The 25,899-nt window shown below is 32.8% G+C and carries 19 protein-coding genes; 16 read left to right on the forward strand and 3 right to left on the reverse strand.

The features are described from left to right. Positions 1 to 76: 76 nt before the first annotated feature. The 9 genes from DKT72_RS09185 (at position 77) to DKT72_RS09225 (ending at position 11,673) form a co-directional block, all read left to right on the forward strand. Positions 77 to 631: an RNA polymerase sigma factor gene (locus tag DKT72_RS09185; protein WP_111308632.1), complete on the forward strand. Its 555-nt coding sequence runs from the start codon at positions 77 to 79 to the stop codon at positions 629 to 631. Positions 632 to 641: 10 nt separating this feature from the next. Further along, a complete protein-coding gene (locus tag DKT72_RS09190; RefSeq protein ID WP_111308445.1) occupies positions 642 to 962 on the forward strand; it encodes a hypothetical protein in 321 nt (106 codons plus the stop codon). 130 nt (positions 963 to 1,092) lie between these two features. Beyond that, on the forward strand, positions 1,093 to 1,698 hold the full coding sequence (locus DKT72_RS09195; RefSeq protein ID WP_111308446.1) for a TetR/AcrR family transcriptional regulator: 606 nt from the start codon (positions 1,093 to 1,095) through the stop codon (positions 1,696 to 1,698). Between the two features lie 3 nt (positions 1,699 to 1,701). Beyond that, a complete protein-coding gene (locus DKT72_RS09200) occupies positions 1,702 to 3,042 on the forward strand; it encodes a TolC family protein (RefSeq protein WP_111308447.1) in 1,341 nt (446 codons plus the stop codon). A gap of 21 nt (positions 3,043 to 3,063) precedes the next feature. Beyond that, positions 3,064 to 4,224, forward strand: a complete 1,161-nt coding sequence (locus DKT72_RS09205; protein WP_111308448.1) for an efflux RND transporter periplasmic adaptor subunit — start codon at positions 3,064 to 3,066, stop codon at positions 4,222 to 4,224. A gap of 9 nt (positions 4,225 to 4,233) precedes the next feature. Then, the gene (locus DKT72_RS09210) at positions 4,234 to 7,746 is read left to right on the forward strand and encodes an efflux RND transporter permease subunit (protein ID WP_111308449.1); all 3,513 of its coding nucleotides are present in this window, start codon (positions 4,234 to 4,236) and stop codon (positions 7,744 to 7,746) included. A gap of 104 nt (positions 7,747 to 7,850) precedes the next feature. After that, positions 7,851 to 9,605 carry an aspartate--tRNA ligase gene (gene aspS, locus DKT72_RS09215; protein ID WP_111308450.1) on the forward strand — a complete coding sequence of 585 codons (1,755 nt, stop codon included), beginning with the start codon at positions 7,851 to 7,853 and terminating at the stop codon, positions 9,603 to 9,605. Positions 9,606 to 9,647: 42 nt separating this feature from the next. Next, entirely contained in the window at positions 9,648 to 11,435 is a 1,788-nt protein-coding gene (locus DKT72_RS09220) for a chloride channel protein (protein ID WP_111308451.1), read from the forward strand. 1 nt (position 11,436) lies between these two features. Beyond that, positions 11,437 to 11,673 carry a hypothetical protein gene (locus DKT72_RS09225; RefSeq protein WP_111308452.1) on the forward strand — a complete coding sequence of 79 codons (237 nt, stop codon included), beginning with the start codon at positions 11,437 to 11,439 and terminating at the stop codon, positions 11,671 to 11,673. Between the two features lie 7 nt (positions 11,674 to 11,680). Here DKT72_RS09225 and DKT72_RS09230 read toward each other — a convergent pair whose 3' ends face one another. Further along, complete coding sequence (locus tag DKT72_RS09230; protein WP_111308453.1) at positions 11,681 to 12,130, reverse strand: nucleoside deaminase; 450 nt, start codon at positions 12,128 to 12,130, stop codon at positions 11,681 to 11,683. A gap of 39 nt (positions 12,131 to 12,169) precedes the next feature. On the opposite strand from DKT72_RS09230, the gene dxs reads away from it, so the two are divergent. After that, a complete protein-coding gene (gene dxs, locus DKT72_RS09235) occupies positions 12,170 to 13,939 on the forward strand; it encodes a 1-deoxy-D-xylulose-5-phosphate synthase (RefSeq protein ID WP_111308454.1) in 1,770 nt (589 codons plus the stop codon). Here the strand turns inward: dxs and dgt are convergent. Further along, positions 13,936 to 15,276 (reverse strand): dGTP triphosphohydrolase, encoded by a 1,341-nt coding sequence (gene dgt / locus DKT72_RS09240; RefSeq protein WP_111308455.1) that lies wholly within the window; start codon positions 15,274 to 15,276, stop codon positions 13,936 to 13,938. The two genes, dxs and dgt, sit on opposite strands and share 4 nt — an antisense overlap. 194 nt (positions 15,277 to 15,470) lie before the next feature. Between dgt and DKT72_RS09245 the strand changes: the two genes are divergently transcribed. From DKT72_RS09245 to DKT72_RS09255, 3 genes are all read left to right on the forward strand, one after another. Beyond that, positions 15,471 to 15,857: a carboxypeptidase-like regulatory domain-containing protein gene (locus DKT72_RS09245; RefSeq protein WP_111308456.1), complete on the forward strand. Its 387-nt coding sequence runs from the start codon at positions 15,471 to 15,473 to the stop codon at positions 15,855 to 15,857. Positions 15,858 to 16,070: 213 nt separating this feature from the next. After that, positions 16,071 to 18,833, forward strand: coding sequence for a TonB-dependent receptor (locus DKT72_RS09250; RefSeq protein WP_111308457.1), 2,763 nt, complete (start codon positions 16,071 to 16,073; stop codon positions 18,831 to 18,833). 201 nt (positions 18,834 to 19,034) lie between these two features. Continuing rightward, positions 19,035 to 20,153 (forward strand): beta-helix domain-containing protein, encoded by a 1,119-nt coding sequence (locus tag DKT72_RS09255; RefSeq protein WP_111308458.1) that lies wholly within the window; start codon positions 19,035 to 19,037, stop codon positions 20,151 to 20,153. A 75-nt stretch (positions 20,154 to 20,228) separates the two neighbouring features. Here DKT72_RS09255 and DKT72_RS09260 read toward each other — a convergent pair whose 3' ends face one another. Next, entirely contained in the window at positions 20,229 to 20,579 is a 351-nt protein-coding gene (locus DKT72_RS09260) for a toxin-antitoxin system YwqK family antitoxin (RefSeq protein ID WP_111308459.1), read from the reverse strand. A gap of 387 nt (positions 20,580 to 20,966) precedes the next feature. Between DKT72_RS09260 and DKT72_RS09265 the strand changes: the two genes are divergently transcribed. The 3 genes from DKT72_RS09265 (at position 20,967) to DKT72_RS09275 (ending at position 25,563) form a co-directional block, all read left to right on the forward strand. Then, complete coding sequence (locus DKT72_RS09265) at positions 20,967 to 22,160, forward strand: porin (RefSeq protein ID WP_111308460.1); 1,194 nt, start codon at positions 20,967 to 20,969, stop codon at positions 22,158 to 22,160. Positions 22,161 to 22,229: 69 nt separating this feature from the next. Next, a complete protein-coding gene (locus tag DKT72_RS09270; protein ID WP_111308461.1) occupies positions 22,230 to 24,551 on the forward strand; it encodes an inorganic phosphate transporter in 2,322 nt (773 codons plus the stop codon). An 82-nt stretch (positions 24,552 to 24,633) separates the two neighbouring features. Next, a complete protein-coding gene (locus tag DKT72_RS09275; protein WP_235841685.1) occupies positions 24,634 to 25,563 on the forward strand; it encodes a M28 family peptidase in 930 nt (309 codons plus the stop codon). Positions 25,564 to 25,899 lie beyond the last annotated feature (336 nt).

Consider the following 25,899-nt stretch of genomic DNA (forward strand, 5'->3'; position numbering starts at 1 on the left):
TAATTTTATAAATAATTTAAAGTAAAACACGGTTTCATTCGTCTTATATAACATGAGGCCACCTGAACCCTTTACTATGTCCAAAAAAGAAAAGGAACATATTATTTCGCATACTGTAAGTAAGTATGGTGAAAAGCTTATGACTTTCATAAAACCGAAAGTTAGAAGTTCAGAGGATGCAGAGGATATTTTGCAGGAGGTTTGGTTTCAACTGAGCAATCTTACCAATATATCGGACATTGTAAATATTAGTAGTTGGTTGTTTTCCGTAACGCGGAATAAAATAACTGATAATTACCGAAAAAAGAAAACGAAAAATTTAGAGGATTACAGTTTTGAAGACGATAGCGAAACATTTATTATCAAGGATATTTTGTTGATAGATAGTGCATCTCCAGAGTTAAAACTTTTTCAAGATGATATTTGGCAAGCACTTTTAAACGCGCTTGATGAACTTCCAGAGAAACAACGTAAGGTGTATGTGGAAAATGAGTTTAACAACAAAACACTTCAACAAATTGCAGATGATGAAGGGGAAAACGTAAAAACGATTATAAGTAGAAAAACCTATGCTATCAGGCATTTAAGGCTAAAGCTAAATTTATTATATCAAGACTTAAACAACGATTAAAAATATTATTATGGACCATAGATTCAAACAAAAAAGAAAATTCTTTTTTATAGTTCCCATAGTCATTCTGTTTGGACTGTCTTTTATTGTCATGTGGCTTTGGAACGCCATTTTACCAGAAGTCATTTTTGTTAATTCCATAACCTATTGGCAAGCCATGGGAATCTTGGTATTAAGTAAAATTCTTTTCGGAGGTTTTTCAAAATGCGGAAATCATAAACATTCTATGCAAAAAAGGCGGTTTATCAATAAAATTAAAAATATGTCTCCAGAAGAACGCATGAAATTTAAAGAAGAATGGAAATGCCGTTTTTATAATAGGAATCAATAATAAAGCCATCAATGATAGTCTAAAAAACATTCTGTTTTAACATGAATGTTACTAAATGGTTATTTTTAATTAAAACCATGGAAACTTTTTTGGTTTTTAAAGTTTCCTATTGTAGTTTTGTGCCTTCAAAATGAGAGAGCAAATTATAAATACAGCAGCGGAATTATTTTTAACCCTTGGGTTTAAAAGTGTTACCATGGACGATATAGCTAGTGAAATGGGTATATCTAAGAAAACCATATATGTCCATTTTGCCAATAAAACAAAACTAGTTGAAGCCGTAACATTTGAGCTTTTTGGTCGTGTATGCGAAGGGATTGATGGTATTTGTAATACATCAATAAATCCTATAGAGCAATTGTACGATATAAAAATGTTTGTGATGCATCATTTAAAAAATGAAAAGTCATCACCTCAATATCAACTTAAAAAATATTATCCCCAGATATATGACCTTTTAAGAATTAAGCAGTTTGAAAAAATGCATGGTTCGGTAAAAGAAAGTTTGAAAAAGGGGGTAGATACTCAATTGTTTAGGTCAAATATCGATATAGATTTTATTTCGAGAATGTACTTTAACGGCATGATGGGAATAAAGGATGATACCATTTTCCCCCAAAATATTTTTAGTATGGATTATTTAATGGAAAGCTATTTGGAATATCATTTAAGGGCTATTGTTACCGAAAAAGGCTTACATATATTAAACAAATTTATAACATCAAATCAATCATAAAAAATGAAGAGAAAACTAATTATAATTTTTAGTTTGTTAATTTCAACCGTAGTCTTAGCTCAGGAAAACAGCTATAGTTTTTCTTTAGAAGAAGCCATTAATTACGGGTTGGAACATAATAGAACAGTAAAAAATGCAGCTTTAGATATACAAGCTGCAGAAAGACAAAAGTGGGAAACGATAGCGACAGGTTTGCCTCAGATTAGCGGAAATGCAAGCTATCAGGATTATTTAAAGTTACAAACACAAGTGGTCCCTGCTGAAGCATTTGGAGGCCCTGCTGGAGAGTATGCTGCTATTAACTTTGGAATAAAACAAACATTTAATGCGTCGGCTACAATAAACCAGTTATTGTTTGATGGTTCGTATTTAGTTGGTTTACAATCTGCCAAAGTATTTTTAGAAATATCTAAAAATGCCAAAGAAAAAACCGATTTAGAAGTTAGAAAGTCTATCATTAATGCTTATGGAAATGTGTTGCTTACTAATGAAAGTGAAAATATTTTACAACGAAATGTCGATGTATTGCAAAGTAATCTTAAAGATATTAAGGCCATTTTTGAAAATGGTTTAGATGAAGAAGAAAGTGTAGAACAATTGCAAATAACATTGTCTGGTGTAGAAAGTAATTTGAATAATACAAAACGATTAAAAAAGATAGCATCTCAAATGCTAAATATTGCTTTAGGTATTGATGTTAATTCTAATACCAAATTGACAGATAATTTAGAAAGTCTTACGGCACAGCATATTGATTTAGATTTATTAAGTGCTGAAGAATCTATCGATAATAATACAGATTATAAAATTGCTTTAAATGATAAAACATCCAAAGAATTACTTGTAAAACTTGAAAAAAGCAAAGCTTTACCAACATTAAGCACATCGCTGTCTGGAGGCTATTTGTCCTATAGCGATTCATTTGGTTTTTTTGAAAAAGATCAGCCCTATTATGGATATGGGGTTTTTGGTGTTAATTTGAGCATTCCCATTTTTAGTTCAGGTTTAAGAAGCGCTTCCACACAACGTGCTAAAATAAATCTTGAGAAATCTCAAGATGATTTAATAGAAACCGAGCAAAAATTAAAACTGGAAATAGCGGCTTCCAAAAGCGATTATCAGTTAGCCATCGAAGAATATGAAAACAAAAAGCAAAATTTACAATTGGCAGAACGTATTGAAAGTAAAAACCAAACTAAGTTTTTTGAAGGTGTTTCTTCGAGTTTTGATTTAAGGCAAGCACAAATTCAATTATACAGTTCGCAACAAGAATATTTGCAAGCCATGCTTGATGTTATAAACAAAAAAGCAGTGCTGGAAACCATTTTAAACACAACCAATTAATCAACAAACAAAAACAGTATCATGAAACATATCATATATATAATATTATTTTCCTTAATAATTACTTCTTGTGGAAATAAAAATGAAACGGTAGCAGATGTCATCGCCACCAATGATGAGGTTAAAATTAAATCTAAAAGAGAAGCCTTGGTGAATCAACAGCATGAATTGGCTCAAGAAATAAAATTGCTTGACGATAAGATCCATGAATTAGATCCAGAAAAAAACTTGCCTTTGGTGACTACTTTTACTTCTAAATCAGAACTTTTTGATCATTATCTAGAATTACAAGGAAATGTTGATACAAAACAAAACATTGTAATTTATCCAGAAACGCAAGGTATTTTAAATAGGGTTTATGTGAAAGAGGGGGATAAAGTAACAAAAGGTCAATTATTAGCTACTATTGATGATGGTGGATTGAGCCAACAATTAGCGCAACTTCAAATTCAATCAGAACTTGCAAAGACAACGTTTGAACGTCAAAAACGTTTGTGGGACCAAAAAATAGGTAGTGAGATACAGTATTTACAAGCTAAATCGAGTTACGAGGCGCAACAACAAACAGTAAATCAGTTAAAAAGCCAGCTTGCTAAAAACTCTTTAAGATCACCATTTTCTGGAATTGTAGATGATGTGATGATAGAACAAGGAAGCGTCGTTGCATCGCAATCACCAATCATGCGTATGGTTAATTTGGACGACATGTATATTGAAACCGATGTGCCAGAAAGCTATATAAGAGATGTTGTAGTTGGTAAAGATGTGCAAATTGAATTCCCTGTATTAAATAAAATTATAAAAGGTAAAATTAGACAAGCTAGTAATTATATCAATCCAGCCAATAGAACATTTAAAATTGAAGTAGCAGTTCCCAATGAAGATAAATCCATTAAACCAAATCTTACGGCAAGGCTTAAAATAAATGATTACACAAATTCAAAAGCCATCCTTATTCCGCAAAATATTATTTCTGAAAACGCTAATGGCGAACAATATATCTATGTTGTAAAAGATAAAAAATCCAACAACGCCATTGCCAACAGAGTTATTATAAAAACAGGCAAAACACAAGGAGATATTATTGAAGTGTTAAGTGGAATTGATGATGATACAGAAATTATTAAAGAAGGAGCCAGAAGTGTTAAAGATGGACAAACCGTTAAAATCACCAATCAATAAACCAGCGTTATGAGCAAACAAAAAAAACAGGTTGATAAAGAATTTAAATTGTCCTCGTGGGCCATACATAATAAAACCACGATGTATGTGGTCATATTAATTATTTTGTTTTTAGGGGCATCGGCATATTTTAGTATGCCCAGAGAAAATTTCCCAGAAATACATGAAACAAAAATATATGTGAGTTCTATTTTTCCAGGAAATACTGCTGAAGATATTGAAAAGTTAATTACAGATCCTTTAGAGGAGAAATTAAAAACTGTTAGTAATGTAAAGGAGATAACCTCAACGTCGCAAGAAGATTATTCTATGATTGTTGTGGAATTTGATGAAGATATTTCTGTCGAACAAGCAAGACAAAAAGTAGAAGACGAAATAAGTACAGAAACTTCCAGTGAAGATTGGCCAACATTTAATAATGCCAAAGTAGAGCCAAATGTGTTCGAACTAAGCCTCTCTGAAGAGGTGCCTATTCTTAATATTAATATTTCTGGTGATTATCCTATCGATAAATTAAAAGATTACGGCGAATATCTTCAGGATGAGATTGAAGGTTTAATGGAAATTAAAAAAGTAGATATTCGCGGTGCCCAAGAAAAGGAAGTTGAGGTTGCGGTAGATATTTACAAAATGATGGCTTCCCAAGTAAGTTTTGATGATATTATTGGTGCTATAAGTAATGGGAACATGACCATGTCTGCGGGGAATCTAATTGCAAGTGGACAACGAAGAACTGTAAGAATTGTTGGGGAAATAGAAAATCCAAAACAGCTGGAAAATTTTGTAGTAAAATCTGAAAACGGAAATCCTATTTATTTAACAGATGTTGCAACAGTAAGTTTTAAAGATAAAGATAAAACTACCTATGCTAGAGAATATGATGCCTCTATGGGTAAAGGGTCTCAGGTAGTTATGCTCGATGTTAAAAAACGTTCTGGGAAAAATATGGTGGAAGCCATTGAGCAAATTGATAAAATAGTTGCCGATGCGAAGGCTAATGTGTTTCCTTCGAACTTGAAAGTAACGATAACCAATGACCAATCATCTAAAACATTAGGGCAGGTTGACGATTTAGTGAATAATATTATTTTTGGTATCATACTCGTTGTTGGGGTTTTAATGTTCTTTTTAGGATTTAAAAATGCCTTATTTGTTGGGTTTGCCATCCCCATGTCCATGTTTATGTCTTTAATGATATTAAATGGTTTGGGCTATACCATGAATACCATGATTCTTTTTGGATTGATTATGGGACTTGGGATGTTAGTAGACAATGGTATAGTGGTTGTTGAAAACGTATATCGCTTGATGGAAGACGAAGGCATGAGCCGAGTGGAAGCTGCTAAGAAAGGTATTGGGGAAATCGCTTATCCCATTATCATTTCAACAGCAACAACGGTGGCCGCATTTATTCCATTAGGGCTTTGGCCGGGCCTTATGGGTCAATTCATGATTTATTTTCCAATTACATTATCGGTCGTTTTAGGATCCTCATTAATTGTTGCCATATTTTTCAATTCCGTATTGGTATCTCAATTTATGACGACAGAAGATAAGGATATGCCAAAAGACCGTATCATAAAAATAACCTCAATAATTTCAATTATAGGGATTATCATTTTAATTATTGGTGGTGCATATAGAGGATTGGGAAGTGTTATGATTTTTACAGCTATCATGCTATGGGTTTATAGATTGATATTAAGAAAAATGGCAAATAATTTTCAAGCCAAAACCTTAGTGAAATTAGAAAATTTATACGAAAAAACCTTGAGGACATCTTTGAGTGGGAAACGTACCTATATGATATCTATTGGTACTGTAATATTGTTATTTCTTTCAATGGCGGCCTTTGTAGTATCGCTTGCGACACAAAGAACAAAGGTGGAGTTCTTTCCAGATAATAAACCAAACCAAATTGTAGTATATGTAGAATATCCCGAAGGCACCGATATTAAAAAAACCAACGAAATCACTAAAGAAATAGAAAACAAAGTCTATGCAGTGATTAATGATGGCATGTATATGGATGGAAATAAAAATTTCATGGTAGAAAGTGCTGTTTCCCAAGTAGGTGAAGGTGCAGGAAATCCTGAAACTGATGGTGGTTCGGCTGCGGAAATGCCCCATAAAGGAAAAATAACAGTTTCTATGCGGGAGTATAAATTTCGCAATGGTAAAGACAGTGAATTGATGCGTCAAAAAGTACAAAAAGCTTTGGTGGGGGTATATCCAGGAGTTTTAATTTCTGTGGAAAAAGACCTTGCGGGGCCTCCAACAGGTCCCCCAATTAATATTGAATTAGAAGGAGATGACTATTCCGACTTAATTGCAAAAGCTGAACAAATGCGTGATTTCATCAATTCTAGAAATATAGGAGGCATTGATGAATTAAAAATCGATGTCAATAAAGATAAACCGAATATGCAGGTGCTTGTTGATAGAGAAAAGGCAGGTGAATTAGGTGTTAGTAGTGGACAAGTTGGCCAACAACTAAGAAGTTCTGTTTTTGGAGCCAAAGCAGGTATTTATAAGGAAGATGGCGATGATTATGATATCTACGTACGTTTTAACGAAGAAAACAGATATAATAAAAGTGCGCTTTTTAATCAAAAAATCACTTTTAGAGATATGGCTTCTGGACAGATAAGAGAAATACCTATTTCTACAGTTGCAAGCCAAACAAATAATTCGGGATATAGTGCTATTAAACATCGCGACGTTAATCGTGTTGTAACTCTTTATTCTGCATTATCACCTGGTTATACCGACGCCCGTGCTGTGGTACAGCAAATTCAAAATGAAATGAAAAATTTTGAAGAGTTACCAAGTACTATTAAGATAGATTATACGGGGCAAATTGAAGAACAAGAAAAACAACAGGCGTTTTTAATGAGTGCCTTTTTTAAAGGGTTGGCTTTAATTTTCTTTATTCTTATTTTCCAATTCAATTCAGTTTCTAAGCCAGCTATTATCATGTCGGCTGTTTTCTTAAGTTTCATTGGTGTTTTTGGAGGGATTGTGATTACGGGAGCTCCCTTTGTTATCATGATGACTATGATGGGGATTATTTCCCTAGCTGGTATCGTGGTAAATAATGGTGTGGTTCTGCTCGATTATGCACAATTGCTAATAGATAGAAAAAAATATGAATTAGGTTTAGACGATGATGAGTATTTAGAAACAAGCGATTTGTTTAATTGTATTGTTACTGCTGGTAAAGCACGTTTACGTCCTGTATTGTTAACGGCTATTACAACTATTTTAGGATTGATTCCGTTAGCTACAGGTTTAAACATTAATTTTTTCACATTATTCAGTGAGTTTAATCCACACATTTACTTTGGTGGTGATAATGTTATTTTCTGGGGGCCTTTAGCTTGGACTGTTATTTATGGGCTCTTTATAGCAACATTCTTAACTCTAGTTGTGGTACCCATATTGTTTTATTTAGTAACCTTATTCAAAATGTGGTTAAAAAGTAAAACAAGTTCAACAGAGGTTAAAGTTCAGGAAGTATAAAAAATCTTCAAATCTGATTAAAGTAAAACCCTCAAAATACTTTGAGGTTTTTTTTATTTGATAATCACATAACTTGCGTAAATTTGCACTTCAATTTTCAAATTATGTACAGAAGTCATAATTGTGGCGAATTAAGGGCTACAAATATAAATGAGGAAGTAACGCTTTCCGGTTGGGTTCAAAAATCTAGAGACAAAGGTTTTATTGTTTGGGTAGATTTACGCGATCGTTATGGGATTACACAATTAGTGTTTGATGAAGAACGTACATCAAAGGAAATGATGACTCAAGCTCAAAATTTGGGGCGTGAGTTTGTTATTCAAGTTAAAGGAACTGTAATTGAACGTGCTTCAAAAAATGCCAATATTCCAACGGGCGATATTGAAATATTGGTTTCAGAATTAACCATATTGAATGAAGCATTATTGCCTCCGTTTACCATTGAAGATAAAACAGATGGCGGTGAAGAGTTACGAATGAAATATCGTTACTTAGATATTCGTCGCAATCCTGTAAAAAACAGTTTGATATTTAGAGCAAAAGTGGCTCACGAGGTTCGTAATTATTTGTCTAAAGAAGGGTTTATTGAAGTAGAAACTCCCTATTTAATAAAATCGACACCAGAAGGCGCGCGCGATTTTGTGGTGCCAAGTAGGATGAACGAAGGGCAGTTTTATGCTTTGCCGCAATCACCTCAAACGTTCAAACAGTTGTTAATGGTCGGTGGTATGGATAAGTATTTTCAACTTGTAAAATGCTTTAGAGATGAAGATTTGCGTGCCGACAGACAACCAGAATTCACACAAATAGATTGTGAAATGGCATTTGTTGAGCAAGAGGATATTTTAAATGTTTTTGAAGGATTAACACGTCATTTGCTTAAAGAAGTTAATGGTGTTGAGGTTAAAGAATTCCCTAGGATATTGTACGAGGATGCCATGCGTTTATATGGAAATGACAAACCAGATATTCGTTTTGGGATGCAGTTTGGTGAGTTGAATGAGGTCGCTCAACATAAAGATTTTGGAGTTTTTAATAATGCAGAATTGGTTGTTGGTATTGCTGTTCCTAGTGGAAATACTTATACTAGAAAAGAAATAGATCAATTGATTGATTGGGTGAAGCGCCCACAAATTGGTGCTTTAGGAATGGTGTATTGCCGTTGTAATGAAGATGGTACTTTTAAATCTTCTGTCGATAAATTTTATGATGAAACCGATTTAGCAAAATGGGCTGAAATTACTGGAGCCAAGGCAGGTGATTTAATGTGTATACTTTCAGGAGATAAAAATAAGGTAAGAGCACAATTAAGCGCCTTGCGTATGGAGTTGGCTGAGCGTTTAGGGTTACGTAAACCAAATGAGTTTGCACCGCTTTGGGTATTAGATTTTCCATTGTTAGAATGGGATGAAGAGACTGGTCGTTACCATGCCATGCACCATCCGTTTACATCACCAAAACCTGGGCAAATAGAATTATTGAAAACCAATCCTGGTGATGTAAAAGCAAACGCTTACGATTTGGTTCTTAACGGAAATGAAATAGGAGGAGGATCGATTAGAATTCATGATAAAGCAACACAATCTTTAATGTTCGATTATCTAGGGTTTACCCCAGAAGAAGCTAAAGCTCAATTTGGCTTTTTAATGGAAGCCTTTCAATATGGAGCACCTCCACATGGTGGTTTGGCTTTTGGATTGGATAGATTAGTAGCTATTTTAGGAGGACAAGAAACCATTCGTGATTTTATCGCATTTCCGAAAAACAATGCGGGCCGCGATGTCATGATTGACGCACCGGCACCCATAGACGATAAACAATTAGAAGAACTAAGTTTAAAGCTTAATTTAAAAAAATAATACCAATCCTGCATAAAGCAGGATTTTTTAGTAGATTTAATTATGCCTAAAGAAACGATATTAAAACACATACTTATTTGGAGAGCCAAACACATCACCCATAGACAGTTTGTATATATCTTAAGTATTGTTGTTGGGTTTACTTCTGGTTTAGGGGCTGTGGTGTTAAAAAATCTTACGCACTTTTTTCAACATTTTTTAGAAGGTAATTTGGTAAAAGATTACCACCATGCTTTTTATTTCATATTCCCTATTATTGGTCTCACATTCGTGTATCTTATTATGAAATATGTGATAAGAAACAAAGTAAGCCATGGTATCCCATCTACCTTATACGCTATTTCTAAACGGAAAGGTATCATGAAACAATACCAAATGTTTGGTTCTATTTTAACGGCACCACTAACAGTAGGTTTTGGTGGCTCTGTTGGTTTAGAAGGTCCAACAGTAGCAACGGGTGCAGCTATTGGTTCAAACATTTCCAGAATGTTTCATATGAACCAAACCACTCGAAGTTTACTCATTGGTTGTGCAGCGGCAGGTGCTATGTCTTCTATTTTTAAAGCACCAATTGCAGCTATTATTTTTGCAATTGAAGTATTTAGTTTAGATCTTACTATTGCATCGATGTTACCATTATTATTAGCGTCGCTTTCAGCTATATTAACCTCTTATTTTTTCTTTGGGGATGATATATTGCTGCCCTTTAAAATTGAAGACAAGTTTGTCATTGAAGACGCTCCTTTTTATATTGTATTAGGAGTGGTTGCTGCATTTACGTCTATATATTTTACTCAGGTATACGATCGCATTCATAAGTTTTTCGATAAAATTAATTCTCCAATAAAACGGTTGGTTATTGGTGGTGCAGTTTTAGGTGTTTTAATATTTTTTATACCACCGCTCTATGGAGAAGGGTTTGAGGTTATAAATAATTTAATTGCCGGAAACCCAGAGAAAGCCTTAGAAAATAATTTTTTGCAAATGGATTTAACCAATATATGGGTGGTTGTTAGTCTTTTAACGGGTTTAATTTTCTTTAAAATTATAGCTAGCTCTCTAACTTTTGGAGCTGGAGGTGTTGGTGGTATTTTTGCGCCAACGCTGTTTATGGGTAGTATTATGGGAAACTGTTTGGCTAAAATTATTAATTATAGTGGTTTTGTAAACACACCAGTTTCCGAAAGTAATTTTACATTGGTAGGTATGGCGGGTGTATTGGCAGGTGTTTTGCATGCACCATTAACAGCGATCTTCTTAATAGCAGAGCTAACAAGTGGGTATGAATTGTTTATTCCTTTAATGCTCACGGCTACTATTTCATTTAGTATCACAAAACATTTTAGTCCGCATTCCGTTTATAATATGGAACTTGGGAGAAAAGGGGAACTCATCACACATGATAAAGATCATGCGGTGTTAACCTTAATGGACATTGATAAAGTTATAGAAACCAATTTTGTTCCTATTACAATAAAAATGAATTTAGGACAAATGGTTCATGAAGCTGTTGTGAAATCTACCCGAAATATTTTCCCAGTAGTTGATCCAATTTCAGGAATATTAAAAGGGATTATTCTCTTAGATGATTTACGTCCAATTATGTTCGATCAATCATTATATTCTGAAATTAAAGCTATAGATGTGATGCAACCACCCCCAGAAGTTATAGATATAGATAATGATAAAATGACCGACATTATGAAAAAATTCCAAGACAGTAGCGCATGGAATTTACCTGTGGTGAAAAACGATATATATATGGGTTTCATTTCGAAATCCAAACTATTGACAGCATACAGAAGACAACTTATTAATTTCACTAAGTAACATGAAATACATCATTATTTTTCTATTTATTGCTGCATTAGGAAGCATCCTAACAGGCTATTTTATAGAATCCATGTATTCACAGAAACTTATAGGATTTGGAGTTTCTGGATTATTCCTTATTGCATTTCCTTTATTTGCTTATTACAGATGGAAAGACAAAGACATCAAAGATTACATGCTGACTAAAGAAAATCTTGATAAAATGCGTGATAGACAAGAAAAAGGAAAGTATTAGAAGTAAACTAATTCAAATTACGTCTTTCAATAAAAAATCGTTTTAAAAGCTCTGAGGCTTCCGTTTCTAAAATGCCACCTTTTATAGTTGTTTTCGGGTGAAGTTTTGTGTTTAAATGAATACATCCACGTTCCATATCCCTTGCGCCATAAACAATATGGGAAATCTGACTCCAATACAAAGCTCCTGCACACATTTGGCAAGGTTCTAACGTGACATACAAAGTGCATTTAGTAAGATATTTGCCTCCTAAAAAATTAGAAGCTGCAGTAATGGCTTGCATTTCGGCATGGGCAGTCACATCTGTTAACGTTTCAGTTAGGTTATGCCCCCTAGCAATCACTTTATTATCAATAACAATCACGGCGCCCACTGGAATTTCGCCTTTAGCATAAGCCGCTTCAGCTTCTTGAAGTGCTTTTTTCATAAAGTAGATGTCGTCAAAAGGTTCTATCATAATAGCAAAAATACAAATTCATTCTTGTACTTTTGTCAAGTGCAAAAGTCAATTTTAAACCATATAAATTCTCCAAAAGAATTACGTCTTTTAAATCAAAAAGATTTACCACGACTTGCACAAGAATTGCGTGAGTTTATCATAAACATTGTCGCAACTAAAGAAGGTCATTTAGGCGCTAGCCTAGGTGTTGTGGAACTAACGATTGCATTGCATTATGTATTTAATACCCCCGAAGATTTACTTATTTGGGATGTTGGGCATCAAGCCTATGGACATAAAATTTTAACAGGCAGAAAGGATAGTTTTCACACAAATAGACAGCTTGAGGGTATTAGTGGATTTCCAAAACGAAGTGAAAGTATGTATGATGCCTTTGGTGTTGGGCATGCGTCAACATCCATTTCTGCGGCACTAGGTATGGCAATAGCGTCTAAATTAAAAGGGGATTTAGAAAAGCAACATATCGCGGTTATTGGTGATGCTTCGATTGCTAGTGGAATGGCTTTTGAAGGTTTGAATCATGCAGGAGTTACCGATGCTAATTTGTTGGTCATATTAAATGATAATGCTATTGGAATAGACCCAAGTGTTGGTGCTTTAAAACAGTATTTAACTAATGTAAAAAAGGGCATTCAGAAAAAAAATAATATTATTAAAGCTCTGAATTTTGATTATTCTGGGCCTATAGACGGTCATGATATTGATAAAATCATTTCAGAATTAAACCGATTAAAGACGGTAAAAGGCCCCAAATTTTTACATATTATTACAACTAAAGGAAAAGGCTTAAGACAAGCAGAAGAAAATCAGGTAACATATCATGCGCCAGGAAAGTTTGATGCTATAACGGGTGATTTAATTTTAAAATCTACTTCTGATCAACCACCAAAATATCAAGATGTGTTTGGTTATACTATGGTTGAATTGGCTAAATTAAATGATAAAATTGTGGGCATCACGCCCGCTATGCCCACAGGAAGTTCATTAAAGTATATGATGGACGTTTTTCCAGATCGTGCTTTTGATGTGGGGATTGCAGAACAACATGCCGTCACATTAGCAGCAGGGATGGCAACCCAAGGGTTGATACCGTTTTGTAACATCTATTCCACTTTTTTGCAACGTGCTTACGATCAAATTATTCATGATGTAGCTTTACAAAAATTACCGGTTATTTTTTGTTTAGATCGCGCCGGTTTGGTTGGAGAAGATGGTGCCACGCATCATGGGGTTTTCGATTTGTCGTATTTAAGGTGTATACCAAACCTCATTATTTTTGCTCCGAGAAATGAGGTGGAATTAAGAAACATCATGTATACATCGCAACTTGGTTTACAATTACCCATTGCTATTCGTTACCCAAGAGGACAGGGTGTGACTTTAGATTGGAAACAGCCGTTTTCTAAATTGGAAATTGGTAAAGGAATTCAGCTTAAAGAAGGTAAAAATATAGCTGTTTTAAGTATTGGCATCATGGCTAAAAATGTCACTGAGGCTATTGGAAAATCAAACAACCCTGAAAGTATAGCACATTACGATATGCGTTTTGTAAAACCTCTGGATGAGGTGTTACTGGATGTTATTTTCAAAAAATACAAAACAATTATTACTATGGAAGACAATGCTATAAAAGGTGGTTTTGGAAGTGCTGTTTTAGAGTTTGCGTCTGCTAAAAATTATAAAACGATTATCCATACATTAGGAATCCCAGACCAATTTATTGAACAAGGAACTGTGCAGGAATTGCAAAAATCTGTTGGTTTGGATGTTGAAAGTCTGGCTAAATTCTTAAATGCTAATCTTTAAATTTCGAATCCTTTAATTTTTTTATATTCCAAAATAGCTTTACTGTCTGATAACAAAGAGACATAATAGCAAACACTAGACAGGCGTTCATATAAAGTGGAATTTTCTATATTATTGGACTTTGGAAATCCCCTTAAAATAAGTTTGTCATAATTGGAGGCGCAATTATTAAAAGTATTATTTACAGCAGTGGCGTAAGTTGTTAATAGCGTATTTAAAACGCCATAACCCGCAATTTCTTTATCTATAACTTCAGTGGATTGATAGATATTTTCAATACTAATTTTAATAATATCCTTTATTTGTGCATCATACTTGCTTTTATCGAGTAAAGCACAATCGAATTCACCATTTAAAATAGCTTCTTCGTGTTTCATAAAAATAGTCACTGCTTCATCAATTAAAGTGCCAATGGCTAAAGCACGTAAATAACTCACGCGGTCTTCTTTACTAGTAAGGGCATAGTAGTTTTCGGTTTTAATTCTATCGCGTACTAAATTGATGAGGTACTCCAAGGCAAATTCTTCTTGGATGAGGCCGAGGTTGATGCCATCTTCAAAATCGATAATGGTATAGCAAATATCATCAGCAGCTTCTACTAAAAAAGCGAGTGGATGTCTAGAAAAACTTAAATCTTTATGGCTTCGTTTTAATAATCCTAATTCAGTTGCGATATCTGTAAAAGCGTCTTTTTCACTTTGAAAAAAACCGTATTTTTTGTCTGCAATATGTTTAGTGGGTTTTTTAGGTAATGATTCTTTTGGGTATTTAGTGAATGCTCCCAGTGTAGCATAACTTAAACGTAAGCCACCAGACCTGCCGGCTCTACTTTCGGTTAAAATTTTAAATCCGTTGGCATTGCCTTCAAAATCACATAAATCTTGATATTCTTTAGCCGTTAGTTGATTTTTATAATTGCTACCTGCGCCTGTTTTAAAAAATTCCCCAATCGCTTTTTCTCCTGAATGTCCAAACGGGGGGTTTCCAATATCATGTGCCAAAGCTGCTGCAGCTACAATGGCACCAAAATCATTTGCTTGATACCCATGGGCATTTTTTAAGTGAGGATGTTTCTCTAATAATTTTTTCCCAACTAATCTTCCTAAAGATCTACCTACGACACTAACTTCTAAACTGTGGGTTAAACGCGTGTGTACAAAATCGGTTTGCGATAATGGAATTACTTGGGTTTTATCTTGTAAACTTCTAAATTCTGAGGAAAATATAACCCTATCGTAATCAACTTCAAAACCTAATCGGGTTTCATCTTGTTCTTTTCGAATGCGTTTATTGGTGTCGCCAAAGCGTTTTAAGGATAATAATTGTTCCCAGTTCATTGTAAATTATTAAGTGTTGGCAAGATAATTAAATTCATTAAAAAACTGGCTCAAAATAATACGGTTACCAAATAAAATGACTTAAAAAATCTGGTAACATTAAATTAACATATTCATCATAAACACTTAATGTTTAAGTAACATTCAATTTATGCTATTCATCTTTATTTGCAGTAGAATTGTTTATCCAAATCATGAAAAAATTTATTTACTTAATTTTAATATTATTTAGCACTGCAGGCTTCTCTCAAAACACAGGCTTAATAGTTGGTAAAGTAATGGATAAAGAATTAGATAATACTCCATTAGTTTTGGCGAATGTTTCTATTAAAGGAACTTCAGTAGAGGTAAATACAGATTTAACAGGTTTATTTGTTATTGAGAATTTAAAATCAGGGGATTATATTTTGGTTTGTAGTTTTGTTGGTTATGAAACCCAAGAAATACATGTTCATGTAGATGCTTTAAATCCAGCAGAAGTTAATCTACCATTAGGAGCCAGCACCATTTCTTTAAGTGAATTAGCGTCTATCACTTCAACGTCTCAAACAGAGGACAAAACCTTTTCGACCTTAAACTAAAATAAGTTTGTTTTATCGATTTAGTTAAGAATAGCTGATCAAGTTATTTTTAGACATCTAAATTATTCTAATTTTCAATGTTAATTTAATGTTTCCGGATTAAAAGTTTCATAACATTCGCATAACATTTTTGTTACTGTTCTTTAATGTAATGGTAACATCAAATTCATATAGCATTAGTTCCTTTGCGGCAAGAAATTATCTAAAAAACTAATGAAAAAATTACTGCTATTATCTATACTTTTTTATTCAATATTCTCTTATGCTCAAACTACAGGTTCTGTAGTTGGTAAGCTTACAGATAAAGAATATAATGACGAACCCTTGGCGTTTGCAAATGTTTTAATAAAAGGAACTGCAAAAGGAACCACTTCAGATATTGATGGTTTATATGAAATTGCTGACTTACCCCCTGGAACTTATACACTATCTTTTAGTTTTGTGGGTTATGAAACTCAAGAAATACAGGTAACTGTTGTTGCTAATAAAGTAACACAAGTTAATGTGCCTATGGGTGCCAGTGCAGCCTCTTTAGATGAGATTGTTATTACGACGACGACAAAAAGGGAAAGTGAAACGGCCTTATTATTAGAGCAAAAAAAAGCGGTAGCTTTTAAGGCATCTATAGGCGCAGATGAGCTTTCAAGAAAAGGCGTTAGCGATGTTGCCACTGCCGTTACCAAAGTTTCTGGTATTTCTAAACAAGAAGGATCTGGAAACATTTTTGTAAGAGGTCTTGGAGATCGTTATAACATTACCACTTTAAATGGTTTACCATTACCATCAAACAATCCATCAAATAAAAATATCATTTTAGACATTTTTACAACTGATATTGTTGAATATGTAGGTATTAGCAAAACTTTTGAATCTCAAAATTATGCAGATTTTGGAGGTGCTAATATCGATATTGTGGCTAAAAAATTCTCTGGAGCTCCTTTTATTACTATAGGTGTAGGCTTGGGTGCTAACACAAATGTTTTAAAAGTTGATGACTTTTATTTACAAGATGGTCCTTCTTATTCTGGGTTTGGTTATGGGAAAGTACCAAGTGACCCATTATTACCATACAATTACGCAACAAGTTGGGACAGAAAATCTAGTAAAAACACGTTAAATAATAACTATTCATTAACTGGTGGAAGAAAATTCAGTTTAGGTGACGAAAGCAGTTTAGGCACGTTTTTAACAGCCTCTTTTGATACAGATAATAAATATATTGAAGGTATTTACAGAACTAATATTACGGCACAAGGTACTGCTAATGCTGATTACTTTAGAAAATCATATAAACACAATACCAATTCAACGATAATGGGTACAGCCGATTACAAAATAAACAATAATAACTCTATTCTTTACACAGGTTTATTTTTAAACTCATCTTCGCAAGATTATAGTGAATATGATGGAAAAAATATCGAGTTTCCTGGATTAGATCCAATCGGTTTTATTAAGCGCGGAACTTTTGACAAAACGCAATTATTAGTGAACCAATTGTTAGGTAAGCATAAATATAGTGAGCAATGGAATGCTGAATGGAATATTGGTTACAGCATATTGGATAATACAATTCCAGACCGTATGCAAAATACCTTTGTACCGACGAGTGATGGATCATCAAGCTACACCTTTTTTAAAAATACTAGCATAAACAATCATAGATATTTCCAAAGCTTAAATGAAAAAGAATTTTCTGCAAATCTTTCAGTATCCTATAACTTTAATAAAAATGTGGATGACGAATTTAAAGGAAAAGCAACGCTAGGATATTCAGGTAAAATGAAAAATGTTGATTTTAATTCTCAACAATATTCATTTTTCCCAGAAACAAATAAAACTACTTTTACTAGAGATGGTTTTAATAATACTGATTTATATTTAAATGATACAAATTTTGATTTATCAGCAGGCGATAGCTCTAGTAAGCTCTCTCAACTTTATAACGGTCATTTAAATATTCATACCGCATACGGAAATGTACTATACAACTTTAATAAACAATTATCTGTTATTATAGGAGGTAGATTTGAACAAATTGAACAATATGTTTATTTTAATAGTTTAGATTTCCCAGATGGAAGTGGTAATACGTATGCACCTGTAAAGTTTTTACCCAGTATAATTGCGAAATACAAATTAAATGAAAAACAAAATTTAAAATTTGCAGCGAGTAACACCTATACATTACCTCAATTTAAAGAAAAAGTAAAAATACTTTTTCAAGAAGTTGGTCAATCTTATGAAGGAAACGATAAATTATACGCTTCAACAAACTACAATGCAGATTTAAGTTGGGAGTTATACCCTAGCAATGATGAAATACTTACCGTAACTGCTTTTGGTAAATTAATTCAAAACCCAATAAATGAAATGTTTACTAATTCATCCTCTGGTAACATTACATACGCTAATACAGGTGAAAAAGCAGTTATTGCTGGTATTGAAATAGAACTAAGAAAAAATATTTTTAATTTTAATAATGATAATAATTTAAACGAAAAATTATCTTTTGGATTTAATGGATCTTACATGTATCAAGATCAAGATTTAAATAACACAAAAGTAGTTACTGAAAATGGTTTTGGAGCAAATTTTACTTATCAAAACTCTAAATTATCTGGAGCTTCAGACTTTTTAGCTAATTCAGACATTTCTTATTTAAAACAATTTAGAAATGGCAAAGATATTACAGCAACACTTACATATGCCTACGTTTCAGATAAATTAGCTGTAATAGGAACTTCAGAAAGAGGAAACCTTATCGATAAATCAATAAGTAGATTAGATTTTATTCTAAAATCTAATCTTTCGAAAAAATTAAAAATAGGATTATCTTATAAAAACATATTAGATCCTACTTATAAAAGGGAAACGGATCAAAGTAAAGCCCCACTAATTAAAACACCTGATGTTTTAGCAAGTTCTTACAAAATAGGGTCTAACTTAAGTTTTTCTATAAATTATAAGTTCTAAAAAATAACACTTTAATTATTGAAAAAGAGGTAATTGTTTTTTGTTAACAATTGCCTCTTTTTCATTGTAATAGAGATGTAAATTTAATGTTAATTAAATTTAAAAACTTCTAAGAATCCTTAACAACAAGATAATAATGGCTTAACGCATCAAAAACACTAAATATGTTCATTTGTACTGTTAAAAAAATAAACAAAAAAAATGAAAAAATCGATTTTAGCAATAGCAATTTTAGCACTTGGTTTAACAAGCTGTAGTAATGACGATAATCCTACTCCAAGTAGTTCTTTTGAAGTAAAAGTAGATGATTTAAAAGGTAATATTACTGATGGAACTGTAACATTAGATGCTACAAAAACATACACACTAACAGGAGGTTTAGTTGTAAAATCTTCAGCTACGTTAATTATCCCTGCTGGAACAAAAATTCAATCAGATCCAACTGCTGATACTGAAAAAGCAAAAACAATTTTCATAGCTGTAGAAAGAGGTGCGAAAATCTTCATTAATGGTACTTCAGCTCAACCTGTAGTTATGACATCTGGTAAAGCTTCTCCTGCTGAGGGTAACTGGGGTGGTTTAATTATTTGCGGTGATGCAAAGGTAAACACTGGTGATAATGGAACTTCTGAAGTTGGTGGTTTATTATATGGAGGTAATAACAACGCTGATTCATCTGGGTCAATTACTTACTTAAATATCTCTTACACAGGTTCAAAATTTAGTGATAGTAAAGAATATAACGGTGTTTCTTTCTTTGGTGTGGGTAGTGGAACTGTAGTAAACAATATTTATACTTATGAAAGCGGTGATGATGCTGTTGAATTTTTTGGGGGTGCAGTAAATGCTTCTAACTTGGTACTAATAAATTCTTATGATGATTCATTAGATTTCGCTGATGGTTATATTGGAACTATTACGAATGTATACATTTCTGGTGTTTCTAACGCAGGTATTGAAGGTTCTAACAATCAGGCTAACGATATAGCTTTACCTATGACAAATGCTAAGATTTCAAACGTGTCAATCGTAAAAGGTTCTGAGGCTAAATTCACAGCTGCTGAAAAAGCGATTAATTTTAAAGAAGGTGGAGGGATACAAACTTACACAAACTTATTTGTTGCTAATGATATGCCTTCTACTTTTGCTAAATTAGATTCTGGAACAGGCGCAACTGCAAGAATTGCTGCAGGGGACTTTAAAATAAACACCATCAATTTTGTAACTGCAAACAACACGGTTGCTACTTATGTTACAACTCAAACAGGTGCTGGTTCTGGTGCAACATTACCTACTTGGGCAGCTTGGACTAACAACTAGTTTAAGATAGAGATTATAAAACAAAAAAGCATCCTAAATTTAGGATGCTTTTTTTAGTTTAATACTTTTTTAGCTTTAAAAATCTTGATTTGTTTTAGAATCAGTTTCTTTTAATCCTGCAATAGCATTTGCCTTATAATCTACTTCTTTTAAGATTCCATCAGTATAATAGAACCATTTGCCGACTTTTTTACCATTATCATAATTTCCAGAAATAATTTTTTCACCTTCTGCATTAAAACTTAGCCACTCACCTTGTAGTTTACCATCTGTAGTGTAAAACCCTGTTTGGCTTACAGCTCCATTGTCATGATAATAAACAACTTCAATTAAATTAGTGTCTTTGTTAAGTTTTAAATCTCTCTTTTGCTGAGCAAAAGAACCCGCAGTAATTAAAAAGGCGAAAAGTAAAATAAATTTCTTCATAATTATGGGTTTTTAACATTATAATTCAAATATACAAATTTGTTAACATTAAAACAACACTTACGTAACATTAAATTAACATAAAGTTTTAAATGTGTTGATATTCAGTTTTTTAATAAAGTATTTAATATGATAATATTAATAATTACTTAATATTATCATTACAATTAAATGACCTCAAACTTTGATATTTGTAAGGTCTTTTTATAAGACAAACAATTAGTATTTCATATAATCTATTAGTTTTTGTCGACTACATTATTATGATTTCTAATGAGACTGCCTTGGCCAAGGCAGTCTTTTTTATGGTTTATATTTAACAATTAAGAAACATTAAGTTAACATAGGTTTTGGTTATTTGCAGTGACAAAAACTAATACCGATTTAATGAAACTAAGGCTTGCCCTTATAGCTATATGCCTTTTGGCTATAATAATTTCTAATGCTCAAGAAATAAAATCTCCTAAATTTGGCAAAGGCCTTTTTAATTTGGTTGGACAAGATAGTTCTTGGACTATGAAAGTCGGGCTACGAATGCAGCTTTTAGGGACTTCAATTTGGGAAGATGACAAAGCTAATGTAACAAATGTGCTTATACGCAGATCTAGGCTAAAATTTGATGGTTATGCTTTTAGCCCTAAACTAAAATATAAAATTGAATTAGGGCTCTCAAATAGTGATATGTCTGGGACGTCTCAATTTACAAATAATACCCCAAGGTTTCTAATGGATGGTGTTATAATGTGGAATTTTGCACAGAACCTAGAACTATGGGTTGGACAAACAAAACTTCCTGGGAATAGAGAGCGTGTGATATCATCTGCTAACCTTCAGCTAGTAGATAGATCTTTGCTAAACCATATGTTTAATATCGATAGAGATATGGGTTTGCAACTAAGACATCATTTCAATCTTTCAAACAATTTTCTAATAAATGAAATTTTTTCAGTAGCTCAAGGTGAAGGTAGAAATGTTACTACAGGGAATCTGGGCGGCTATGAATTTACAGGGAGAATAGAACTCTTGCCATTTGGAAATTTTGAAAGTAAAGGAGACTATTCAGGTAGTGATCTAAAAAGAGAAAGCTCACCTAAATTAGCAATAGGGACTAGTTATGATTATAATAATAATGCAGTAAGAACAAGAAGCAATCAAGGTGCTTATATGTTTACAAATGAAGGCTTTTATGAAACCAATATCACAACGTTGTTTATAGATGCCATGTTTAAATACAATGGGTTTTCATTTATGGCCGAATACGCCAATAGAGATGCAGATGATCCAATTGCTAAAAATGATAATGGTACGCTTACTGGAGATGAGGTACAAATAGGTAATGGCTTAAATTTGCAAACGGGCTATTTGCTTAAAAATAACTGGGAGATATCAGGTAGATATACAAATGTTACTTTAGATAATGAGATAACAGGAAAAGATGCAGAAAATCAATATACGCTAGGGGTTTCAAAATATGTGGTTGGACATAATTTAAAAGTGCAATCAGATATTAGTTATTTAGATACTCAAGCCAACAACATTCATAAAATTATGTACAGACTTCAATTTGATATTTATTTTTAAAATATAACAATTACGTAACTTAACATTTTAAAATACAAAAGATATTTGCAAACTTATTTTATTTAGATTATGGAAAACATATACTTATACATGATTATTGCCCTAGCTATTTTAGCAATTGCCGATTTGGTAGTTGGGGTAAGCAATGATGCTGTAAATTTTTTAAATTCTGCTATTGGGTCTAGGGTCATTTCTTTCAACACGATCATGATTGTTGCTAGTTTAGGGATTACTTTAGGAGCTTTATTCTCAAGTGGGATGATGGAAGTTGCTCGAAACGGTATTTTCAATCCGGGAGAGTTTATGTTCAGTGAAATCATGATTATTTTTATGGCGGTTATGATAACCGATATTTTACTATTGGATTTTTTCAACACTTTTGGTATGCCTACTTCTACAACGGTATCCATTGTGTTTGAATTACTCGGAGCTTCAGTGGCTATTGCTTTAATTAAAATAGGACATAATAATGGAGATTTTAGCGATGTTGTTAATTATATAAATACCTCTAAAGCAACCGAAATAGTATCTAGTATTTTACTCTCTGTATTACTCTCTTTTTCGTTAGGGGCTTTTGTACAATGGGTTTCAAGACTTTTACTTTCTTATAATTTTGAAAGCAAAGCGAAATGGGTCGGTGCATTATTTGGAGGTATCGCCATTACATCTATTGTATATTTCATATTCATGAAAGGCATTGGTGGTACTAACTTTGCTAAAGAATCTTATGATGCTATTGGCGGTAAAACAATTAAGGATTTTTTACAAGACCAGGCTTTATTGATTTTGGTTATTAGCTTGTTGTTTTGGTTTTCAATATCGTATGCTTTGATGCATTTTGCAAAAGCAAATATTTATAAAATAGTCATTCTTATCGGAACTTTTTCATTAGCATTAGCTTTTGCTGGAAATGATCTTGTAAACTTTATAGGGCCGTCTATAGGAGCATATCAATCTTATTTAGATTTTATGAATCCAGAGGTTAATACTCTAGGATTGGCGGCTAGTGAGTTTTCTATGCATAGTTTAGGCACCAAAGCTTCTACCCCTACACTTTTATTGCTTATTGCTGGTTTTGTTATGGTTTTAACGCTTTGGTTTTCTGCAAAGGCCAAAAATGTGGTTAAAACGTCAATAGATTTATCAAGTCAAGAAGATACAAAGGAGCGTTTTGAACCGAACTTTTTATCCCGTGGTTTTGTGAGATTCGCCATGTTATCATCTCAAATGACATCTTATCTATTGCCAAATTCTTGGCAGGCTAAAATTGACAAGCAGTTTGAAAAACCGGTTATTGTATTAAAAAAAGATAAAACATATGAATTGCCGGCTTTCGATTTAGTCAGAGCAGCTGTAAATTTAATGGTTGCTGCCGTTTTAATTTCGATAGCTACATCCATGAAGTTACCATTATCCACAACTTATGTAACCTTTATGGTTGCCATGGGAACTTCATTAGCAGATAGAGCTTGGGGCGCAGAAAGTGCCGTTTATAGAGTAGCAGGGGTGTTAAATGTTATTGGAGGATGGTTTTTCACGGCATTTAGTGCATTCATAGCCTCTGCCGTAGTAGCCTATCTATTAAGCTTAAATGTAAATATTATGTTTCCTCTTTTATTAGTAACGGCTTTTGCCTTACTAGTAAAAAGTTCAATCGCATATAATAAAAAATCGAAAGAAGTTAAAGCTGAAGGTAGCTTAATTAAAGCCGAAAGCAGTTCTATTCAAGGTGTTATTCATGAAAGTGCCAGTAATATTGCTAACGTAGTTAAACGTGGGAATAAAATTTATACCAATGCCATAAACGGACTATCATTACAAGATTTAACCTTGTTAAAAAAGAACAAAAAGCAAATTGTAAAATTATCTGGTGAAGTAGACGAATTACGAGATAATATCTTCTATTTTATTAAAAATTTAGATGAATCTAGTGTTGGAGCCAGTAATTTTTACATTCATATATTAGGCTATTTGCAAGACATTGTGCAGTCTTTAGAATATATAACAAAAGTGAGTTATAAACACGTTAATAATAATCATAAGAAATTAAAGTTCAATCAAATAAAAGAATTAAAGGAAATTGACGTACGATTTGACACCTTCTTTAATAATACTCAAAATGCTTTTGAATCCAGATCTTTTGAACAAATTGGGGTTATTTTAGGGAGAAAACAAGAGATTTTAGGATTAGTAACATCTAAAATTGAAAAACAGGTTAGCAGAACAAGATCTGAAGAAACCAGTCCAAAAAACACAACATTATATTTTAGTCTTTTGTTAGAAACTAAAGATTTATTAAATGCAACCATGAATCTTTTAGAAGAGTATTATAATTCACACGATGCTTCAGTAAAGCCTGCCAAAGTGGTAGCTTCAACAGAAGAAGAGTAAACAACATTTTATTTTTGATAAACTAAAACCTAAGCAATGCTTGGGTTTTTTTATTAGATTTGAATAATAAAATCACCTCATTTTGGATAAAATATTTTTTGCAGTCTTACTGAGTGTTTTTTGGTTTAGCTGTTCTATAGGTCAATCAAGTCAAAATGATACTCTTTATAATTCCCAGTCATTTTTTAACGAAACACATTTGTTAAGGCATTTAAAAACGCTGTCGTCTGATGCTTTTGAAGGAAGAAGAACGGGGGCCAATGGGGGCATTAAAACAAAGAAGTATATTATTAATCAGTTTCATTCATTACATGTTTTGCCTTTAGGAAAAAGCTATGAACAGTCTTTTTCATTTGTAAACCAAAGAAAAGAATACAAAGCAGTTAATGTAATAGGTGTTGTGAAAGGCACAGAACAACCTAACACTTATATTTTAATCAGTGCTCATTACGATCATGAAGGCATTAAAAGTGGCAATATATACAATGGTGCTGACGATAATGCCTCTGGTGTATGTGCCTTGTTTAGTTTTGCCGAATATTTTAAAGATAATCCACCAAAACATTCGGTTATTCTAGCTGGTTTTGATGCTGAGGAGTTGGGACTTCAAGGCTCTAAATATTATGTAAAAAACCCAATAATTCCTTTAAATAAGATTAAGGTTAATTTGAATATGGATATGATTAGCCGAAGTGATGATAACGAATTATTTGCCGTAGGAACGCGATATAATGATTATTTAAAAGGCATTGTTTTGAACTTTAAATCATCAGGAAACCTGAAGCTTTTAGCAGGACACGATGGCGGAAATCTTCAAGAAAATTGGACCTATTCATCAGATCATGCCTCTTTTTACAAAGAAAAAATTCCGTTTTTATACTTTGGCGTGGTAGATCACAAAGATTACCATGAGCCCACAGATGATTTTGAGAATATTCAACCGCAATTTTATACAGAAGCGGTCAATGCCATCATATCGGTTTTTAAAGAAATAGACACCACCATACATTAAAAATAAGCTTCTAGTGGGTGCTTTCTGCATGTATGTTTCAATTTGGGAAGAAATATATGTATTTGGGTTTACAACAAAAGCATTTAATTCAACCTTTATGGCGGCCATATTTTTTTAGTTTACAATCTGCAAATCTTAAATAAGCAATGATAATAGAATCTGTCTCTAAAGGTTTTTTCAGAATTGAAAATGTTTTAGGACAATTAATGAAGTAAAAAGTATAATTTATTAAGAAATTATTTTTGTTTTTTATGAAAATGCATTAGGATTTAAACTCACACTATCATAACATTAATGTCGTTTAAAGCGACTAAAAAATAAGAATTGCTGCAAAGT

This window comes from Confluentibacter sediminis (assembly GCF_003258355.1).
Taxonomy (GTDB): Bacteria; Bacteroidota; Bacteroidia; order Flavobacteriales; family Flavobacteriaceae; genus Confluentibacter; species Confluentibacter sediminis.

Excerpts from the sequence above, each read along its gene's own strand:
- DKT72_RS09220 (WP_111308451.1), top strand. The coding sequence starts at position 9,648 with ATGCCTAAAGAAACGATATTAAAACACATACTTATTTGGAGAGCCAAA.
- DKT72_RS09260 (WP_111308459.1), bottom strand. The coding sequence starts at position 20,579 with ATGAAGAAATTTATTTTACTTTTCGCCTTTTTAATTACTGCGGGTTCT.
- DKT72_RS09190 (WP_111308445.1), top strand. The coding sequence starts at position 642 with ATGGACCATAGATTCAAACAAAAAAGAAAATTCTTTTTTATAGTTCCC.
- DKT72_RS09185 (WP_111308632.1), top strand. The coding sequence starts at position 77 with ATGTCCAAAAAAGAAAAGGAACATATTATTTCGCATACTGTAAGTAAG.
- DKT72_RS09250 (WP_111308457.1), top strand. The coding sequence starts at position 16,071 with ATGAAAAAATTACTGCTATTATCTATACTTTTTTATTCAATATTCTCT.
- DKT72_RS09210 (WP_111308449.1), top strand. The coding sequence starts at position 4,234 with ATGAGCAAACAAAAAAAACAGGTTGATAAAGAATTTAAATTGTCCTCG.
- DKT72_RS09225 (WP_111308452.1), top strand. The coding sequence starts at position 11,437 with ATGAAATACATCATTATTTTTCTATTTATTGCTGCATTAGGAAGCATC.
- DKT72_RS09230 (WP_111308453.1), bottom strand. The coding sequence starts at position 12,130 with ATGATAGAACCTTTTGACGACATCTACTTTATGAAAAAAGCACTTCAA.
- aspS (WP_111308450.1), top strand. The coding sequence starts at position 7,851 with ATGTACAGAAGTCATAATTGTGGCGAATTAAGGGCTACAAATATAAAT.
- DKT72_RS09200 (WP_111308447.1), top strand. The coding sequence starts at position 1,702 with ATGAAGAGAAAACTAATTATAATTTTTAGTTTGTTAATTTCAACCGTA.
- DKT72_RS09245 (WP_111308456.1), top strand. The coding sequence starts at position 15,471 with ATGAAAAAATTTATTTACTTAATTTTAATATTATTTAGCACTGCAGGC.
- DKT72_RS09270 (WP_111308461.1), top strand. The coding sequence starts at position 22,230 with ATGGAAAACATATACTTATACATGATTATTGCCCTAGCTATTTTAGCA.
- DKT72_RS09195 (WP_111308446.1), top strand. The coding sequence starts at position 1,093 with ATGAGAGAGCAAATTATAAATACAGCAGCGGAATTATTTTTAACCCTT.
- dgt (WP_111308455.1), bottom strand. The coding sequence starts at position 15,276 with ATGAACTGGGAACAATTATTATCCTTAAAACGCTTTGGCGACACCAAT.
- DKT72_RS09255 (WP_111308458.1), top strand. The coding sequence starts at position 19,035 with ATGAAAAAATCGATTTTAGCAATAGCAATTTTAGCACTTGGTTTAACA.
- DKT72_RS09205 (WP_111308448.1), top strand. The coding sequence starts at position 3,064 with ATGAAACATATCATATATATAATATTATTTTCCTTAATAATTACTTCT.
- DKT72_RS09265 (WP_111308460.1), top strand. The coding sequence starts at position 20,967 with ATGAAACTAAGGCTTGCCCTTATAGCTATATGCCTTTTGGCTATAATA.